Origin of the sequence: Streptomyces sp. NPDC050263 (assembly GCF_040655955.1) — a bacterium.
GTDB lineage: Bacteria > Actinomycetota > Actinomycetes > Streptomycetales > Streptomycetaceae > Streptomyces.
In genome coordinates, this window is sequence record NZ_JBFAKW010000045.1 from 16276 (window position 1) to 30063 (window position 13788).

Below are 13788 nucleotides of genomic sequence, written 5' to 3' on the forward strand. Positions count from 1 at the left end.
CGGCACGACGAACAGAAGACGAAGAGCGAACAGCCGACGAAAGAAGGAGCCACCGCCATGCCACCCGCCGCCCGCGTCGGCGATCCCACCGGCCACCCGGGGACGGTCGGCCCGCCCGGCGCGCCCACCGTCCTCATCGGCGGCATGCCCGCCGCCACCGTCGGCACCACCCACGCCTGCGCCTTCCCGCCGCCCGCCGTGCACCCGCCGTCCGTGATCATTCCGCCGGGCTGCCCCACCGTCCTGATCAACGGCAAGCCCGCCGCCCGGATCGGTGACACCGCCGCCTGCGGGGCTCCGATCATCGCGGGCTGCCCGACCGTCCTGATCGGCGGGTGAGCGGCTGATGGGACAGCAGTTCGTCGGCGCGGGCTGGGCGTTCCCGCCGCGCACCGACGCCACCGGGAGCATCGCCCTGGTGCGCGGCGAGCGGGAGATCGAGGAATCGATCCGGCTCGTGCTCGCCACCTCCCCGGGGGAGCGCCCCATGCGGCCGGAGTTCGGCTGCGCCATCCACGACTACGTGTTCGCCCCGGCCGACGCCGGCACCGCGGGCCAGGTCGCCTACGAGATCCGGCTCGCCCTGGACCGCTGGGAGCCGCGGATCGAGGTCGTGGGCATCGACGTCCGGTTCGACGCGGTGGAGGACGGCGTGCTGTACATCGACATCAGCTACACCGTGCGCGGCACGAACGACCCCCGCAACCTCGTGTTCCCGTTCTATGTGATCCCCCCGCACGAGGAAGGAGCAGGTCCGTGACGCTGCCCAGCCCGCACCTCGACGACCGGAGGTTCCAGGGCCTCGTCGACGACGCCAAGAGGTTCGTCCAGCAGCGTTGCCCCGAGTGGAGCGACCACAACGTCTCCGATCCGGGCGTGACGCTGATCGAGGCGTTCGCCACGATGGTCGACCAGCTCCTCTACCGCCTCAACCGCGTGCCGGAGAAGAACTACCTGGCCTTCCTCGACCTGATCGGCGTCCGGCTGCACCCGCCCACCGCCGCCCGCACGGACGTCGCGTTCTGGCTCTCCGCGCCGCAGCCCGAGACCGTCCGGGTCAGGGCCGGCACCGAGGTCGCCACCGTGCGCACCGAGACCGAGGAGGCGGTGGTGTTCACCACCGTCCGAGACCTGGCGATCGTGCCGTGCGGGCTGACCCGGCTGGCGACCTGCCCCGCCGGCGGCGGCGCCGCCGACCGTACGCAGGAACTCGCCCTCGGCCGCGACGTGCCCTGCTTCGACGACGAGCCCGCCCCCGGCGACGCCCTGTACGTCGGCCTCACCAACCCCGTCCCGGCCGGGGTCGTCGTGCTGCGGCTGGACTGCCGGGTCGACGGCGTCGGCGTCGACCCGCGGCGTCCGCCGCTGCGCTGGGAGGCGTGGGACGGCACGGCCTGGGCGCGCTGCGACGTCGAGGAGGACACGACCGGCGGCTTCAACCGCCCCGGCCAGGTGGTGCTGCATCTGCCGGGCGGCCACGCGGAATCCACCATCGCGCGCCAGCCCGCGGGGTGGGTGCGCTGCCGGCTGGTCTCCGCCGAGCCGGACCAGCCGACCTATCTGCACTCGCCGACCATCCGCGAGGCCGAGGCCTTCACCATCGGCGCGACGGTCGAGGCCGTGCACGCCGAAACGGTGACGGACGAGGTCCTGGGACTGTCCGAAGGCGTGCCCGGCCAGTCCTTCCACGTCTCCCGGCCACCCGTCGTCCCTGGCGACGAGCCGTTCGTCGTGGAGGTGGCGGACGGCTCGGACTGGTCGCAGTGGCACCGCGTCGACGACTTCGCCCACTCGGGACCCGGTGACCGGCACCTGACGCTGGACCCGAACTCCGGCCGGATCGACTTCGGTCCGGCCGTTCGCGAGCCGGACGGGACGATCCGCTACTACGGCGCCGTGCCGGCCAAGGGCGCCCCGGTGCGGATCCGCTCCTACCGGACCGGCGGCGGCAGCCCGGGCAACGTCGCCACGGGGACGCTGCGGGTGCTGCGCACCTCGCTGCCGTTCGTCGCGCGGGCCGAGAACCGGCGGGCCGCCGTCGGCGGGGTCGACGGGGAGACCGTGCAGAGCGCCAAGGTCCGCGGCCCCATGACGCTGAGCACCCTGTACCGGGCGGTCGTCCCGCGCGACTACGAGGTGCTGGCGCGGGAGGTCGCCCCGGACGCCGCGCGGGTCGCCTGCGTCCCCGCGGGGGAGGGCGAGGAGGGCGGCGTGCGGCTGCTCCTGGTGCCGGCCGTGCACAGCGACGAACAGGGGCGGCTGCGCTTCGACGACCTGGTCCCGCCCCGGGAGACGCTGCGGAGCCTCTCCGACTATCTGGACCAGCGCCGTCCCATCGGCACCCGGCTGGTGGTCGAACCGCCCTACTACCAGGGGGTCACCGTCGTGGCGTCCGTCCTGGCGGCCCGCGGCGCGGCCGCCGACCAGGTCCGCACCGCGGCGCTGGCCGCCCTGTACGGGTATTTCAACCCGATCACCGGAGGACCGAGCGGGCAGGGCTGGCCGTTCGGGCGGCCGATCCACGCCGGAGAGGTGTACGCCGTCCTCCAACGGGTGCCGGGCGTCGACCTCGTCGAGGACGTCAGGCTCTTCCCGGCCGACCCGCTGACCGGGCAGCGCGCCGACCCGGTCACCAGGATCGTGCTCGACCCGCACGCCCTCGTCTTTTCCTACGAGCACCAACTCAGAATGCGGGAGGCCTGAATGCGCGGAACCGTCGAGGGGCTGCCCACGCCTCATCCACTCATCTACCAGCTCCCCGCCGTGTACCTGGGAGAGGACTTCATCCAGCGGTTCCTGGCGGCGCTGGACGACGTACTGGCGCCGGTGCTGCTGACCATCGACAACCTCCCCGCCCACCTCGACCCGCGCACCGCCCCGGAGGACTTCCTGGCGTGGATGGGCGAGTGGGTGGCCACGGACCCGGCCGCCGGCCGGTCGGCCGGACAGCACCGGGCCGCCGTCCTCGGGGCGGTGGAACGGCACCGCAGGCGGGGCACGAGAGGCGGACTCGCCGAAGCCGTACGGCTGGAGTTCGGCACGGAGGCGGAGATCGAGGAGACGGGCGGATCGTCGTGGTCCGAGACGGCGCACAGCCCGCTGCCCGGGCCCTCCGATGCTCCGCCCCGGGTCACCGTACGGGTGCGGGTCGCCGACCCGGACCCGGCGGGCGCGGAGCGGCTGCGGCGGCTGGTGGCCGGCGAGGTGCCGGCGCACGTCGGGTACGACACGGAACTGCTGCCCCTCGCGGACGCGTCATGAGCGGCCCCGGCGGGCTGGTCTGCCCGGACTGCGGCCACCACAACGCGCCGGGCACGGCGTTCTGCGCGTCCTGCAACGCCTTCCTGGATTGGGAGCAGAGCGGCGCCGGCTCCGCGAACGGCGGTCAGGGCACGGCGGCGGCGCCCCACGCGGCCGTCGCGGGACCCGCCGTCTCCGGCCCGGCGGCGCCGGGTCCCGTGGCGCAGGGCGCCGTGCTGCCGGACGCGCCCGCGTCCGCTCCCGGGCCGTCCGTCCAGGGAGCCGCGGCCACCGGTCCCGCGCCGGAGCCTGCGGCCACCCGGACCGCTTCCGTGCTGCCCCGGCCGGAGACTTCGGCGCCCGCTCCGACCCAGCCCCAGGCGCCGCCGCCGACGGAACCCGGGACCTCCGGCACCGTGCGGCGGCCCGGTGAGCGGTCGGCGGACCCGGACGACCTGCCCGCGTCGCCGGGCACGGACGACACCACCGCGCCCGTGCCCGGCCCCCGGACTCCGGTCCATGACCTGGTCTGTCGGGAATGCGCACAGGCCAACCCCCGTACCCGCACCCTGTGTCTGCGCTGCGGCGCCGTCCTCACCGCGCCCGTGGCGCAGGAGGAACGGCTCTCGTGGTGGGCGCGACTGCTGCGGCGTCTCCGCCGCCGCCCGCGGCCCCGGCTCGCGGCCGGGCAGCGTCCCCCGGCCCGGGCCTGGCGACGGCCGAGCCTCGCGATCCCGCTCACGCTGGTCCTCCTGCTCGGCGGCGGCTACCTCGCCCGGCCCCACCTGGGCAGCCTCATCGACAACCTTCGCAACCGGACCGCCAAACCCACCCCCGTCAACCCGAAGTTCGCGGAGGCGTCCAGCCAACTCAAGGATCACGGGCCGAACCTGGCCTTCGACGGCGCGAACAACACCTACTGGGCGCCGGCGCCGGCCGGCGCGGGTACGGGTGAGGCTCTGGAGGCGCGCTTCGAACAGCCTGTCACGCTCGAGAAACTCATCATCCATATCGGGGTCTCGATCAACAAGGACGAGTTCCTCAAGCAGGCCAGGCCGTCCGTCCTCGACGTCGAGCTGGGCGAAGCGGACGGCGAGGTCGTGAGGAAGCAGCTCAAGCTGGAGGACAAGCCGGGGCCGCAGACGCTCGACCTCAGGGGGAAGAACGTCAGCTCGGTGCGGTTCGTCGTCCGGTCGAGTTTCGGAGTGGAGGGGAAGCAACGGCATTCGGGGATCTTGGAGGTCGAGTTCTTCGGCCGGCGATGACGTCGGCCCGTGACGTGCTCCGGAGCAGGCGGCCCGGCGGCCGCGCGCCCCGGCGCCCGCCGCTACACCGGATGGGAGAGCCCGCCGGACGGCGGGATCCCCAGGGAGGCCAGCATGGCCGAGTAGCCGCTGCGGGCCCGCGCGCTGTCGGCCGCGAGCCCTGCGGCGTCGCAGGCCCGGATCAGGACCCGCCACGCGGCGTCGCGGTGCCCGTCGACCTCGAGGCAGCGTTCGGCCGCTTCCACCGCCTCCACGGGCCGGCTCTGGGCGAGTCGTATCTCGGCCAGCGCCACGGCCGCGTTGGCCGCTTCCCGGCGCAGCCGTTCCCGGTCGGCGGCCACCCACTCGGCCTGCCCGTCCTCGGGCAGCAGCTCACCCGCGTAGTGGTCCAGAGCGATGCGGAACGCGTCCGCCGCCTCCTCCAGCCGCTTCTGCGCCCGGGCTCGTCGGCCGTCGCGCACCGCACGCTCGAAGGCCGCGACGTCGCTCAGGTCACCGGGCGCCAGCACCAGCCGGTAGGAGTCGCCCTGCCGCGCGATGAGCCGCGAACCGCCCCTGGGACGTTCCGGTTCCAGGAAGGAACGCAGACTGGAGACCGTCACCTGGAGGTTGTGCAGCGTGGACGGGGTCGTCACTCCGTCCCAGAACGCGAGCACCAGATGGTCTCGGTGGACCGCCTGGCCGGCGCGTACCGCGAGGAGCCGCAGCACCGCCTGGGCCCTGGGGCGCAGCTTCGCCCAGTCGTGCTCGCGCCCGGCCAGGGTGAACTCGAAGCCGCCGAGGCAACGCACCGTCAGGACCGGCAGCGGCCGTGTGCCGAGGACGCGTCCGGACGCGGTGGTGTGGTGTCCGCCGGTTTTGGTCCGGCCCGCCGCCGCTGCGCCGTCCCCGATCGGGACGCCGCCGGCCGCGAGCGCGGTGAGCCAGGAGCGCAGCCCGGACACCGGCAGCCCCGCGGACCGGGCCGTCGACCAGGCGGCTTCCTGCAAGTCGGCCCCGTTCGCCGCATCGGGCGCCGCCAGAGCCATGGCGCCCATCGCCAGTGCACGTGCCCCCGGTACCCCCGCCGACCGGGCGAACGCCTCTGCCTGGGCCGCGCGCTGCCCCGCGTCGGGCAGATCGTGCGCGACCTCCACGACGGCGAGGGCGGCCCGGCCCCACGCCTCCAGCGTGCCCCAGCCCAGCGCCCGGAACCGCCGTACGACCTCCTCCAACTCGCCGATGCCGGGGCGCCCCGCGCGTACCGAGCGCAGGCACCCGGCCAAGGCGGCGAGCGCCGCCCCCTCCGCGTCGCCGATCCGCGTGCACTCCTCCAGCACGACGACCGGCTGCCCGGCGTCCTCGGGGTGCGGTCCCAGGCCCAGCAGGCACCGGGCGGCCCGGCTCAGCCACGGCAGGTCCAGCCGCTCGGCGTCGTACGCGATCCGCTGGAGTTCCGGGTAGGGGACCGGACTGGCCGGGCCCCCGGCCAGCACCGTCAGCGCCACCCGGACCAACTGCCCGGACAGCGCGACCAGGGCGTCGTCCGTTGCCTCCGCCAAGGCCCGGCGCACGGTGGTGCCGGCCGTCCGGTCCCCCGTCAGGGCGGCGGCGACGCCCTGGACGAGGAGAGCGGCGGAACTGCCCGCTCCGTCCTCGGCGACGCGCCCGACGGAGCGGCCGAGGTGCGCCCCCGGGGGGCCGGCGACGACGGCGCGCAGCGGGTCGGGCCAGTCGGCGGACCCGAGGTGGCGGCGCGCCGCCGAAGGCGGCGGGTCCTGGTGCTCGCCGGTGGCGGCGCAGGCGGCGGCCCGGCCGCGCAGCCGCGCCAGTTCGACGTCGGTCAGCGTGTCGGCGAGCCGCGCGCGCAGACACTCGCGGAGCAGCGGCTCGGCGGCGTACGTCCGCCCGTCCGGATCGGCACGCAGGACGCCGTGCTCGTGGGCCAGCGACCACAGCAGCTCGGCGCTGTCGGCCCGGCCGGTCAGCGCGCGGCAGGCGTCGGCGGTGAGCCGGCTCAGCAGGCACGTCTCCGTCAGGAACCGTCCGAGACGCTCGGGGAGCGGGGCGAGCACCTCCCGCTCCAGGTATTCGCGGCCGAACATCCCCTCGGCCAGGATCCGTTCCTGACCCGTGTCGGGGCGGGCCGCCACGGCCGCGGCGAACAGCCGCAGCGTCGCGGCCCTGCCGCCGGTGGCGCGGACCAGGGGCAGGGCGATGCCGGGGCGCAGCGCCGTGCCGTACAGATGTGGGAACAGGTGCTCGACCTCCCAGGAGCGGAAACGCAGCGCGTCGGCGTTCAGCACCGTCGCGCCCGACGCCTCCAGCGCGGACATCGACAACCCGGCGGCGGGACGGGTCCCGATCAGCACCCGTGGATGGGGCGGCGCCAGTCGGCCGAGCCGGATCACCAGCGCCCGCGCGGCCGCCGAGAGCAGGTGCATGTCATCAATGACGACCAGTTGCCCGTCGGCTCCGCCGTCCCCGGCGTCGAGGCGCCGCGCTGCCTGCCGAGCTGCGCCGGGCGGCCCCGCGGAGCCTGCCAGCGCGTCCGCCGGGTACCCGAGCGTGGTCAGCAACTCCCGTTCGTCGGCGTCGGGCCGGGCCTGATACCACGTCACCGGGCCCGGATGCGCCTTGGCCGCCTGCGCCAGCAGCGCGGTCTTGCCGAAGCCGGGCGGCGCGACCGCCAAGCCCAACGAGCAGTGGGCCAACAGCTCGGTCAGGCGGCCCCGGGACATGGTCTCAGAGGTGGGTATCCGGTATGCGGTCCACTGCTGAGCCGGTAAAAGACTCGTCATACGCCTCATCTCCGTGGTTCCCGGACGCCTTGACAGATGTGTCCCATTTCGACTGTTTCTTCTTTTGTGCTGTTTTTTGGTACTGAAAAGCCTGGCAGGTTATGGGCTGTAGAGGTTCCGTCGGCGTGGGGTGTCATTTTCGTGCTTTTCCCTCATCGGGCGCGCCCGGAAACGGCCAATGCCAAAGAGAGTGTCGTTTCAGGCCCGAGAGATGATCGACGCGACGGGCGAAAGTTTCGCAACGCGGCTGGAAACCACTGTGCCGACCTCTCGTCGAGGCCGGCTTCCGGTGCCCACAGCGGGACCTTGGCCCGGAATTGCCCCGGAATTACCCCGGAACTGCCGGACCAGGTGTCATCCCGGTGGATGCGCCGATGCGAAGGATCCGTTGTGGTGGACGAGTGCTGTGGCGTCTTCGGCGACCGCGCCCGAGTCGACCTCGCCGACGACCGGAAGGTGGTCGCCGACGGTCTGACGGAGTGTGATGCGGGCACGAGGATGCTCTCCCGCGGCCGCGGCCGCGGCCGCAGCCGCTGCAGGACGCGCTCGGCGATGTCGTCGCCCTGCCGCTCGGCGGCCTTGGCGACCAGCGAGGCGGGCCATGAGCCGGCCGGCCTGCGCACCCGCCTGCACCACATCCGTGCCGACTCCCTCGACGGCGACCCCGCCCAGCCCGGCGGCATGCGCGGGTTCGCGGCCGTCAGCGGGAAGTGCGTCGGTGACTGCATCTTCGTCCCGCCCTTCGTGCCGCACCGGGAGGGGAACCCGGATCTTCCCCAGCTGTACGCGGTGTCGGCCGACGAGGTGTGACGGACCGACGGGTTCGAGGAGGCCCGTCGGTGACGGGGCCGACGCGCCTTCGTCGTTCAGTCCAGGTCGGACATGTCGAGTACGAAGCGGTGACGGACGTCGTTGCGCCGGAGACGGTCGAGGGCCTCGTTCACCCGCGCCGAGGGGAGGAGTTCGATGTCGGCGGTGATGCCGTGCTCGGCGCAGAAGTCGAGCATGGCGGCGGTCGCGGGCCTGCCGCCGCTGCCCGCCGAACTGAGCTTCTTGCGGCCCACGAGCAGGTCGGTGGTCTCCACCGTGACGGGTCCCAGGTGCCCGAGGTGGCTGAGCGTCCCGTCCATGGCGACCAGGCGCAGGTAGGGGCCGAGGTCGTGCGGGGCGGAGATGGTGTCGATGACGACGTCGAACGGGTCGCGCGCGTCAGCCATCTGTTCCGGGTCCGTCGAGACGATCAGACCGTGGGCGCCGAGCCGACGAGCGTCGTCGGCCTTGTCCGGTGAGCGGCTGGCCACCGAGGCGTCGGCGCCGAGCGCCACGGCGATCTTGACCGCGAGGTGGCCCAGGCCGCCCAACCCCGCCACCGCGACGCGGGTTCCCGGTGCCACGCCGAGGGCGTGCAGCGGCTCCCGGACAGTGATCCCGGCGCAGAGCAGCGGAGCGGCGGCGGCCGGATCCAGGCCGACGGGAAGCGGATGGGCGAAACGGTCGCGGACGACGTATTCGCGGGAGTAGCCGCCCAGTGTGACCGATCCGTCGTGGCGGTCGATGCCGTCGTAGGTCAGGGTCGGGAAGGCGTGGCAGAAGTTCTCCTGGCCGGCCCGGCGCATGGCGCACTCGCCGCACGAATCGACGATGTTGCCCACCGCGACCGGGTCGCCCACGGTGAAGCGGGTGACCGCGGGGCCGGTCCCGGTCACCGCGCCGGTGAACTCGTGCCCCGGTACCAGGGGGCGGCCTCGTTCGCCGTCCCGGGCGCCGGCGGCGTGCAGATCGGTGTGGCGGACGCCGCAGTAGTCCACCCGGACCGCGAGGTCGTCGGGGCGCAGGTCGCGCCGTTCCGGTCGCGTCCGCCGCAGCGTCGGTGAACGATGGGCGCGTGTGGCCGCGCCGAGCAAACCAACTGTTCTGTTTGGTACCGTAGGGGCATGGCTGATCCGCCCCTCACCTCGCGTGGAGCCGCGACGCACCGACGCATCCTCGATGTCGCGACCCAGGAGTTCGCCGAGCATGGGATCGCCGGCGCGCGCGTCGAGCGGATCGTGGCCGCGGCACGCACCAACAAGGCGCAGCTCTACGCCTACTTCGGCAGCAAGGAAGGGGTCTTCGACGCCATCTTCTTCGGCTCGCTGGAGCGGATCGTGAACGTCGCGCCGATCGACGCCACCGACCTCGCGGACTGGGCCGTCCGCCTCTACGACGAGTATCTGCGCCGCCCCGACCTCATCCGACTGGCCACCTGGGCCCGCCTGGAGCGCCGCCCGGCCGGCCATCTGGTCGACGACCCCGACCGCCTCGACGACCACAAGCTGGGCGCCATCGCGAAGGCGCAGGCCGCCGGCCTGGTGCGCCAGGGCGACCCGTTCGACGTGATGGCCATGGTGATCGCCATGTCCATGGCGTGGTCACCGGTCAGCAATGTCTACGCGGCGACCGCGCAGGAGCCCCCCGAACTGCACGAGCGACGCCGCGCCCTGCTCCGCGAAAGCGTCCGCCGCGCCATGACAGCCGACTGACAACCGCCAGGAACCGCCCCGCCGTTCCGCGAAGGCATCCGCCGCCTCATGTGAGGATGTGGCCATGGTGTGGGTGGGGAAACGCGGGAAGCGGACGGCCGGGTTCGTGGCCGTGGCGGGTGCGGCGCTCGCGCTGACCGCTTGCGGCGCGGGCGGTTCCGACGAGGGGGACGTCGGGGGCCGCGAGGCGAAGTACAAGCGTGTCATCGAAGATCCTCATCCGCGCCCCGCCGACGTCATCGAGGCGGCCGGCGCGCCCAGCGACGTGCTCCGGGCGGACGACGGCTCGCTGCTCCTGACATACGACGCCGACAACGTCGAGGACGACGAGGGTCCGGCCGCCACCGCCTGGCGCATCGTCGGCGCGGACGGCCGAACGGTCGCGGAGCACGCGGAACACGCGGACGCGGAGGCGGTGCCGCCCGCTTTCAAGGGGGTGCCCGGGGGCTTCGTGCAGGTGCCGCCGGGGGAGGGGGCCGAGGGAGCGTACGTCCTCGACGTGCACGGCAAGCGGCACAAGGTCGGCTCCGTGGAGACCCCCTTGCGCCCCCGCCCCGGCGACATCCTGATCACCGAGCTGGAGCCGATCCTCATCTACCGACCCGCCACACGCACCGTGGCTCCCCCGGCCGGTGTGCCGGACGACGGCGTCCGCTTCGCCGTCGACGAGCGCGGCACGGTCTGGAGCCTGGACCAGCCCCTGACCGAAGACCCCGACCGCGTCGTCCGGCAGCGCGACGCTCGCACCCTTGGCTCCACGACCGTCCCGAAGCCGTACACAGGGGGCGCCCTCGCCGCCCGGGGCGGCAGCGCGGCCCTGACCCTCACCCGGGACGAGGACGTGCGCGGCCTGCTGGTGACGACGGACGACGGCGGGCACTGGCAGACGGTCCTCGACGGCGGCATCCCCTGGAAGGACCTGAAACACGGCCCGGAGTCGTCGGCCCTGGAATTCCTCGCGGACGGGCGGCTGCTCGTGGGAGAGGAGGGCGGCCGCCACTGGCTCGCCGACGACCGCGCCAACAGCGCCTTCCACGAGCTGAGGACACCGGCGACGTTCACCTCGCTCACCGCCGACGGCACGACGCTCTACGGCATCGCGGACGCGACGACGGCGACGTACGACCTGGTCGAGGGCGAAGGACTGTGGATCTCCCAGGACGGCGGTCGCGAGTGGCGACGGTACGAGGAGCGCGGATAGCGGCGCAACGGGTGCGTGTACGCGGACGCCGCGCGGTCGTTCACGCCGGCCGGCGCCCGGTGGGTGAGAGCGGTGGAAAGAATCTCGGGTCCGGCGTCGAAAGGCGGCGCGGCCTTCTCCGACCGAGTCGGTCGAGCAGAGGGACCACAGGCTACGTAGGCCGTCCACCAGCAGTTGGGCGGGACGCGACCCGGGAGGATGGGCCTGACGGGCGGTGGTCCGTTCCACGAGCATGCGGCCTGCCAGCCGGGCCATCCCGGGCGAGTTGAGATCGAAGCGGCGGCTGCGCCCCTCCGACGCCATGTGCCACATGGCGTCCAGGGACTCTCGCACCTGCCCCCGCAGGATCCTCAGGTCGTCGTCCGTCACCGCCAGGAAGGTCTCCAGCCGTTCCGGGCCGGAGGTTTCGGCGCGCTCCGCAAGCTGCTCGCTGTGACAGTGCGCTGCCGGCAGCCACGCCGCGCGGGACTGTGCGGGCGGTCCCGCGAACGCCATGGCGGCGCGTAGGTCCGCCATGAACACGCTGTCCTGGGTGGGCAGGGCCGGTGCGTTCAGCCAGATCAGCACGCCGCGGACGCGCCCGTCGAGCTCGGCGCGCGATGCGGTCGCAAGGTCGCAGCGACGGCGGAGGTTGTCTCTCATCTGCCGCACGGCCGCTTTGTTCTCCATGTCCAGGTCGGCCGAGGCTTCTGCCCAGTCGTACCAGGGCCTGTCCGGCTCGCGGTATTCCGCCGGGATCCGCTGCAACGCCTCGGTCTCTCGCTTTCGGACCTTGCTGTACTCGGGAAAGTAGTTCTTCAGCAGGGCAGCACGCAAAGGATCGAAGGGCACCGGGACCTCGTTGAAGAACGCCAGAAGAGCCAGCTCCTCGTTCGTTCTGCACAGCGGGGCGCATACCAGGAGCCCTGTCACGAGGGCGGCTGTCTCCGGCGGGTGGACCGTGGAGTTCCCGATCCGCATCAGGGAGTCAGGTCCAGGCCGGGGAATCAGCCCGGCCGTTCGCCACCGCTCCAGCTGGTAGGGGCTCAGTTCCAGTCCCGATGCCGCTGTGAGCCGGATCAAATGCCTGTCGGCCGCGTTGGGTTCGGTTCTCACCATGGGCCCAAGCTACGAAAGGGACTTCCGCTGTTTTCGTGCGGAAGCGCGGGGCATCGCCGCAAGGGTGTGACGCGACATCAATGCGGAGGGCCGGCGTAACCAGGTGACGCCGCGCACATACCGCCGGTAACCGCGCCTGGTGGGTGTTAGCTTCCCGCCGTGACTTTCGCGGCTCTGGATGCCTTCGCGCCGGGTACCGGAGCAGCCGGGCCCGACCCCGCGCCGGGGCCCGGATCCTCCGACCCCCGTGCTCCGCTGGGCCTGCTCGACCTGTTCGGCGACTCCTTCGTCCGCGACCCCTACCCCTGGCTGGACCTCCTGCGGACCGAGGCTCCCGTGCACCACGACCCGGCCACCGGCCTGTGGCTGGTCAGCCGCCACGAGGACATCCGCCGGGTCCTGCTCGACCCGGACCGGTTCCTCCCGGACAACGCCCAGCACGCCGTCACCGCGCTGCCCGTCGCCGCGCTGCGGATCCTTGCCCGCGCCGGCTTCTCCCTCCCGCCCGCGCTCGCCGACAACGGCACCCCGAGCCACTCCGGACTGCGCCGCGTGGTCACGCGGTTCTTCAACGCACAGCGCGTCGCGGCCGCCGTCCCGGTGATCGAGCGCATCGCCGACGAACTGCTCGACGCGGTGCGCTCCCAGGTCGACTCCGCCGGCGGCTGCGACCTGTTCACCTCGTTCGCGCAGGTCCTCCCGTGCAGGGTGCTGATGGAACTCCTCGGCATCCAGGGCGTCGACCCGGCCACGTTGATCCGCTGGAGCGACGCCTCACTGGAACTGTTCTGGGGGCGGCCCTCGCTCGAACGGCAACGGGAACTGGCGCAGCGCGTCGGTGACTTCCATCAGTGGCTCACCGCGACCGTCCGCGCCGGCACGGCCCCCTCCGGCTCGTTCATCGCCGCGCTCGCCCGCCACCGCCTGCCCGACGGCCGTCCACTGGACGTCGGGACCGCGGTCACCGTGTGCTTCTTCGTCTTCATCGCCGGCCAGTCCACCACCGGACAGCTCATCGCGACCGTGCTGCGGCGGGCGTCGGCCGAGCCCGGAATGTGGGTGCGCGTGGCCGAGGAGGCGGGTCTGGCCGAGGCCTGGGCGGAAGAGGTTCTGCGGCGCGAACCGCCGGTGACCACCTGGCGCCGGGTGACCGCCCGGGAGACTCGGCTGGGCGGGGTACGACTGCCGGCGGGCGCACCACTGCTGCTCATGCTCATGGGCAGCGGATCCGACCCCGAGGTCTTCGCGGAGCCGGACCGGATGTGCCCGCACCGGGCGAACGTCCGCCACCACCTGGCCTTCGGCGCCGGTCGCCACCGCTGCCCCGGCGCGTCCCTGGCCCGCACCGAGGCGGCGGTGGCCCTGCGGGCGGCGGCCCGCGGCCTCCCGGACCTCCGACCGGCGGCCGCCACGGCAGAGACCCCCATGCTCGGCCTGCTGTCGTTCAGAGCACCGCTGAGCGTGGATGTGGTGGCGGACGTGCGGAACCCCCGGCAGCACTGAACTTGACGTGAGCGTCGAGCCGTGGGTTCGGCTCGCGCGAGGCGTTGATCGACGCCGTGTCCCGCCGGTACGCGGCCGAGCAGCCGGCTGCGGTGTGGGCGATGGTGGAGGAGCGCGAGCGGCAGCTCATCGAGTCTGCGATGAGTTCGGCGGCGCCCACCGGTCTACCTCTCGACCGG

General features: G+C 73.3%; 10 protein-coding genes and 1 pseudogene. 9 read left to right on the forward strand and 2 right to left on the reverse strand.

Going from position 1 to position 13788, the window contains the following annotated elements; translation table 11 throughout:
- Positions 1-57 precede the first annotated feature (57 nt).
- The 5 genes from AB0J04_RS21170 to AB0J04_RS21190 are packed head-to-tail and all read left to right on the forward strand — an operon-like array spanning position 58 to position 4505.
- Positions 58-339: a PAAR domain-containing protein gene (locus tag AB0J04_RS21170; protein ID WP_351917968.1), complete on the forward strand. Its 282-nt coding sequence runs from the start codon at positions 58-60 to the stop codon at positions 337-339.
- 7 nt (positions 340-346) lie between these two features.
- Positions 347-760: a GPW/gp25 family protein gene (locus tag AB0J04_RS21175; RefSeq protein WP_363170065.1), complete on the forward strand. Its 414-nt coding sequence runs from the start codon at positions 347-349 to the stop codon at positions 758-760.
- Positions 757-2703: a putative baseplate assembly protein gene (locus tag AB0J04_RS21180; RefSeq protein ID WP_363170066.1), complete on the forward strand. Its 1947-nt coding sequence runs from the start codon at positions 757-759 to the stop codon at positions 2701-2703. The genes AB0J04_RS21175 and AB0J04_RS21180 overlap by 4 nt, the downstream gene beginning before the upstream one ends.
- A complete protein-coding gene (locus tag AB0J04_RS21185) occupies positions 2704-3261 on the forward strand; it encodes a phage tail protein (RefSeq protein WP_363170067.1) in 558 nt (185 codons plus the stop codon).
- Complete coding sequence (locus tag AB0J04_RS21190; RefSeq protein WP_363170068.1) at positions 3258-4505, forward strand: hypothetical protein; 1248 nt, start codon at positions 3258-3260, stop codon at positions 4503-4505. Before AB0J04_RS21185 ends, AB0J04_RS21190 begins: the two co-directional genes overlap by 4 nt.
- 62 nt (positions 4506-4567) lie before the next feature.
- Here the strand turns inward: AB0J04_RS21190 and AB0J04_RS21195 are convergent, their stop codons facing one another.
- Complete coding sequence (locus AB0J04_RS21195; protein ID WP_363170069.1) at positions 4568-7225, reverse strand: BTAD domain-containing putative transcriptional regulator; 2658 nt, start codon at positions 7223-7225, stop codon at positions 4568-4570.
- 612 nt (positions 7226-7837) lie between these two features.
- On the opposite strand from AB0J04_RS21195, the pseudogene AB0J04_RS21200 reads away from it, so the two are divergent.
- A pseudogene (locus tag AB0J04_RS21200) lies at positions 7838-8056 on the forward strand (hypothetical protein); the annotation flags it as partial.
- 95 nt (positions 8057-8151) lie between these two features.
- On the opposite strand, the gene AB0J04_RS21205 reads toward AB0J04_RS21200, so the two are convergent.
- Complete coding sequence (locus tag AB0J04_RS21205) at positions 8152-9189, reverse strand: NAD(P)-dependent alcohol dehydrogenase (RefSeq protein WP_363170070.1); 1038 nt, start codon at positions 9187-9189, stop codon at positions 8152-8154.
- 30 nt (positions 9190-9219) lie between these two features.
- Here AB0J04_RS21205 and AB0J04_RS21210 point away from each other — a divergent pair, with 30 nt between their 5' ends.
- The 3 genes from AB0J04_RS21210 to AB0J04_RS21220 all read left to right on the forward strand — a co-directional run bounded on the left by AB0J04_RS21210 (position 9220) and on the right by AB0J04_RS21220 (position 13609).
- Positions 9220-9807, forward strand: a complete 588-nt coding sequence (locus tag AB0J04_RS21210) for a TetR family transcriptional regulator (protein WP_363170072.1) — start codon at positions 9220-9222, stop codon at positions 9805-9807.
- Positions 9808-9871: 64 nt separating this feature from the next.
- Positions 9872-11008, forward strand: a complete 1137-nt coding sequence (locus AB0J04_RS21215) for a hypothetical protein (RefSeq protein ID WP_363170073.1) — start codon at positions 9872-9874, stop codon at positions 11006-11008.
- A 1257-nt stretch (positions 11009-12265) separates the two neighbouring features.
- Positions 12266-13609, forward strand: a complete 1344-nt coding sequence (locus tag AB0J04_RS21220; protein ID WP_363170075.1) for a cytochrome P450 — start codon at positions 12266-12268, stop codon at positions 13607-13609.
- Positions 13610-13788: the final 179 nt, after the last annotated feature.

Coding starts and splice junctions, on each gene's coding strand:
- AB0J04_RS21170 (WP_351917968.1), top strand. CDS start 58: ATGCCACCCGCCGCCCGCGTCGGCGATCCCACCGGCCACCCGGGGACG.
- AB0J04_RS21175 (WP_363170065.1), top strand. CDS start 347: ATGGGACAGCAGTTCGTCGGCGCGGGCTGGGCGTTCCCGCCGCGCACC.
- AB0J04_RS21185 (WP_363170067.1), top strand. CDS start 2,704: ATGCGCGGAACCGTCGAGGGGCTGCCCACGCCTCATCCACTCATCTAC.
- AB0J04_RS21190 (WP_363170068.1), top strand. CDS start 3,258: ATGAGCGGCCCCGGCGGGCTGGTCTGCCCGGACTGCGGCCACCACAAC.
- AB0J04_RS21195 (WP_363170069.1), bottom strand. CDS start 7,225: ATGTCCCGGGGCCGCCTGACCGAGCTGTTGGCCCACTGCTCGTTGGGC.
- AB0J04_RS21210 (WP_363170072.1), top strand. CDS start 9,220: ATGGCTGATCCGCCCCTCACCTCGCGTGGAGCCGCGACGCACCGACGC.
- AB0J04_RS21215 (WP_363170073.1), top strand. CDS start 9,872: ATGGTGTGGGTGGGGAAACGCGGGAAGCGGACGGCCGGGTTCGTGGCC.